The organism is Mesorhizobium sp. M7A.F.Ca.CA.004.12.1.1 (genome assembly GCF_003997835.1).
GTDB lineage: Bacteria > Pseudomonadota > Alphaproteobacteria > Rhizobiales > Rhizobiaceae > Mesorhizobium.
Window position 1 is genome coordinate 1 of record NZ_RZRK01000546.1, and the last position, 4,178, is coordinate 4,178.

General features: G+C 62.0%; 3 protein-coding genes and 1 pseudogene. All 4 read right to left on the reverse strand.

Annotation, left to right across the window (positions count from 1 at the left end):
- A partial coding sequence (gene glgP / locus EN984_RS24685) for a glycogen/starch/alpha-glucan family phosphorylase (protein WP_127384012.1) occupies positions 1-1,716 on the reverse strand: 1,716 nt, incomplete at its 3' end.
- 233 nt (positions 1,717-1,949) lie between these two features.
- On the reverse strand, positions 1,950-2,732 hold the full coding sequence (locus EN984_RS24690) for an ATP-binding cassette domain-containing protein (protein WP_164748811.1): 783 nt from the start codon (positions 2,730-2,732) through the stop codon (positions 1,950-1,952).
- Positions 2,733-2,734: 2 nt separating this feature from the next.
- Positions 2,735-3,796 (reverse strand): ABC transporter permease, encoded by a 1,062-nt coding sequence (locus EN984_RS24695; RefSeq protein ID WP_127269995.1) that lies wholly within the window; start codon positions 3,794-3,796, stop codon positions 2,735-2,737.
- Positions 3,797-3,955: 159 nt separating this feature from the next.
- Positions 3,956-4,178 (reverse strand): annotated as a pseudogene (locus tag EN984_RS24700) (sugar ABC transporter substrate-binding protein); the annotation flags it as partial.

Genomic DNA, 4,178 nt, shown 5'->3' on the forward strand with positions numbered 1-4,178 from the left:
GTTCAGAAGCTGGCGCTTGTATTCGTGGATGCGTTTGATCTGGATGTCGAAAAGCGCCGAAGGATCGACCTTGATGCCGAGCCGGTCGGCGACGAGGTTGGCCAATCGCGCCTTGTTGGCGCGCTTGACGGCGGCGAACTTGTCGCGAAAGGCGGCATCGCCGGCGAAACCGTCGAGATCCCTGATGGCGTCGATGTCATCGAGAAAACGGTCGCCGATCGCCTCGCGGGCGAGCGACGTCAGTCCGGGATTGCATTGGATCAGCCAGCGCCGCGGCGTGATGCCGTTGGTCTTGTTGTTGATGCGATCGGGATAGAGCTTGTGCAGGTCGGCGAACACCGTCTCCTTCATCAGGTCGGTGTGAAGAGCCGAAACGCCGTTGATGGAATGCGAGCCGACAAAGGCCAGATTGCCCATGCGCACCCGGCGATCGCCATTTTCCTGGATCAGCGAGATGCGGCCAATCTGCTCGTCCGAGAACTGGTTGGAAGCACGCGCCTCCAGAAGCACTTCAGCGTTGATGGCATAGACAATCTGCATGTGGCGCGGCAAAAGCCGCTCGAACAGCGGCACCGGCCAGCTTTCCAGCGCCTCGGGCAGCAGTGTGTGGTTGGTGTAGCCGAAGGTGCGCTGGGTGATATCCCAGGCCTGGTCGAAGTCCATGCCGTGGACGTCCATCAACAGGCGCATCAACTCCGGCACGGCGATGGCCGGATGGGTGTCGTTCAGGTGGATCGCAGCCTTGTCGGGCAGCGACTTCAGGTCGCCATATTGGCTCAGATGACGCTGCACGATGTCCTGCAGCGAGGCGGTGGAGAAGAAATACTCCTGCCGGAGCCGCAGTTCCTGCCCGGCCTTGTGGGAATCGGCGGGATAGAGCACGCGCGACAAGGCATCGGCCTTGTTGCTTTCGGCGAGCGCGCCGATGTGGTCGCCGGCATTGAATTTGTCGAGCAGGATCGGATCGATCGGCATGCCCGACCAGAGCCGCAGCGTGTTGACGCGATTGGCCCGCCAGCCGACGACGGGCGTGTCATAGGCGACGGCCAGCACATGCTCGGTCGGCTTCCAGACATGGCGTTCGAGGCGGCCGTCCTTGGAGGTGATCGATTCCACCGAACCGCCGAAACCAACCTCGAAGGAGCGTTCGCGACGTTCGAATTCCCACGGGTTACCGTGATCAAGCCAGGTCTCTGGCAGTTCGACCTGCCAGCCGTCGTGAATCTCCTGCCGGAACATGCCATTGGCATAGCGAATGCCGTAGCCATGCGCGGGAATGTCGACGGTCGCCATGCTTTCCATGAAGCAGGCCGCGAGCCGCCCGAGACCGCCATTGCCGAGCGCCGCATCGGGCTCGAGTGCTGCAATCAAGTCGAGGTCGACACCCAACGACGACAGCGCCTCGCGCATGTTGTCCATCAGGCCCAGATTGGAGAAAGCATCGCGCATCAGGCGGCCGATGAGGAATTCCAGCGACAGATAATAGACGCGCTTTTCCTTCTGGTCGTAAGCCTCTCTCGTCGCCTGCATCCAGTGATCGACGATCCGGTCGCGCACGACCTTGATCGAGGCGGTTAGCCAGTCGTACTGGGTCGCAACGGTGGTGTCCTTGCCGACCCTGTATTTGAGGGCAACCAAGACTTCACGTGCGAGCGTCTTTGGGTCAGGATTTTCGAGCAGTGGCGGAAGGGGTTCGGATGTCATCGCGCTCGTCATGATGCCTCTCGTGCGGTTGCCATGATCATACCGGCTTTCATCGCTCCTCCCAGCCCATGCTAGCTGATACCGCCAACTATTCAATCGATTTAAACAGGTTCGATCCGGCTTGCCCCCTGCGGCAATTTGGCAATTCTGAAGTGTGACGCGCCAAGACGGCCCGCGCGCCGCGCTTCAAATCCCTGTTCCGTGCTTGCCGTGTCGCCATGCGCCAGCCACTTGGGCGACATGTATCAAGCCGCCAGCGCCGCCTCCGGCGGGGCCTTGGCTCCTGTCATGAAGGCGACGGCGTCGGACATCGTATATTGCTTGGGGTCGATGACGGCGAGGCGACGGCCCAGCCGATGGATGTGAATGCGATCGGCCACTTCGAAGACATGCGGCATGTTGTGCGAGATCAGCACGATCGGGAGGCCGCGCTTCTTGACGTCGAGGATCAGCTCGAGCACGCGGCGGCTTTCCTTGACGCCAAGGGCGGCTGTCGGCTCGTCCATGATCACCACACGACTGCCAAAGGCGGCCGCACGCGCCACGGCAACGCCCTGCCTTTGGCCGCCCGAGAGCGTCTCCACAGCCTGGCTGATGTTCTGGATGGTCATCAGGCCAAGTTCGGTAAGCTTGTCGCGGGCGCGCTTTTCCATCGCCGGGCGATCGAGCATGCGAAGCCAATCGCCCAGAAAACCCGGTTTACGGATTTCGCGGCCAAGGAACATGTTGTCGGCGATCGACAGCGCCGGCGACAGCGCCAGGTTCTGGTAGACGGTCTCGATGCCGGCTTCGCGGGCCTCCATCGGCGATTTGAAGGAGACGGGTTTTCCTTCGAGCCGGATCTCGCCTTCATCGGGCGCGGCAGCGCCGGAAATCGCCTTGATGAGCGACGATTTGCCGGCGCCATTGTCACCGATGACAGCAAGGATTTCGCCGGGGTAGAGGTCGAAGTCGGCGTTGTCGAGGGCGGTGACGCGGCCGTAGCGCTTGACTAGGCCACGCGCGGTGAGAATGGGTTCCTGGGTCATGGTCATGCCGAAACCTTTCTGATCCATTGGTCGACCGCCACGGCGCCGATGATCAGCACACCGGTGAGCAGCACCTTCCATTGCGGATCGGCGCCCAGCATGTTGAGGCCCATGGAGACGACGCCGACGATCATCGCGCCGAACAGCGTGCCCAGGATCGAGCCGCGTCCGCCGAACAGGGAAATACCGCCGATCACCGTCGCGGTGATCGCCTGGAGATTGTAGTCGGTGACGGCAGCCGACGGCGAGATCGAGCCGTTGCGACCGATAGAGACCCAGGCAGCGAAAGCGGCGATCAGCCCGGCAAGGGTGTAGACCGTCATCAGCACCTTCTTGGTCTGGATGCCCGACAGCTTCGCCGCCTCCTGATCATCGCCAACGGCGTAGACATGGCGACCCCATGCCGTGTGATTGAGCACGTACCAGAGGATCATCACGAGCACGACCGTGGCAATGACGCCGAGCGTCAGCACCGCCGTGCCGACCTTGAAGCTGATGGCAAAGAGATGCAGGAGCGGCGCCTGGGTGTCGACGTCGGTGTCGCGGATCGTCTCGTTGGCCGAATAGATGAAGTTCGTGGCCATGACGATGTTCCAGGTGCCAAGCGTCACGATGAAGGGCGGCAGCTTCATGTAGGCGACGAGCACGCCGTTGAGCAGCCCGCATGCCGCGCCGGCGGCAAGCCCGATCGCCACGGCGAGCGCGCTCGGCATACCGTAGCTGACCGCGCAATTGCCCATGATCACCGCTGAAATCACCATGATCACGCCAATCGACAGGTCGATGCCCGCGGTCAGGATGACCAGCGTCTGCGCAGCACCCAGAATGCCGATAATGGCGATCTGCTGCAGGATAAGCGTCAGCGTGTAGGACGAAAAGAACCGCCCACCGATGGTGATGCCGAAAACGATGATCGCCAGAACCAGGACGATCAGCGGCACTGCGGCCGGCGTCGAATGCAGGAAATGCTGGATGCGCTTGACGGCCGATTTGTGCTCGTCGAAAGCGGCAACGCTTGTGTCGCTGCTCGAAAGAACTTTCTCGAATTCCTGAGCTTGAGCCATGTTTTCTCCCCGAAGGCTTCAGCCAAACGCCGACGCCAGTCCACGCCTTTCCGGTCTGTCGCCGGGATTGTTCGCGGTCACGCGAGCCATCGTCCACCCGAAGCGGCCGGGGATCAAGCCCCAGCCGCCCAGGTTCGGTAGATGCCTGTCAGACCGGCATCAGCCCCAGCATTTGGCGAGGCCTTCCTTGGTGTCGATGGACTTCACGCCGGTGGCCGGCTTGTCGGTCACCAGGTTGACGCCGGTATCGAAGAAGTCCTTGCCTTCGGTCGGCTTCGGCTTGGTTCCGTCCTTGGCGAAAGCAGCGATCGCCTCGATGCCGAGTGCTGCCATCTGCAACGGATATTGCTGCGACGTCGCGCCGATGACACCTTCGGCCACC

Coding starts and splice junctions, on each gene's coding strand:
- EN984_RS24690 (WP_164748811.1), bottom strand. CDS start 2,732: ATGACCCAGGAACCCATTCTCACCGCGCGTGGCCTAGTCAAGCGCTAC.
- EN984_RS24695 (WP_127269995.1), bottom strand. CDS start 3,796: ATGGCTCAAGCTCAGGAATTCGAGAAAGTTCTTTCGAGCAGCGACACA.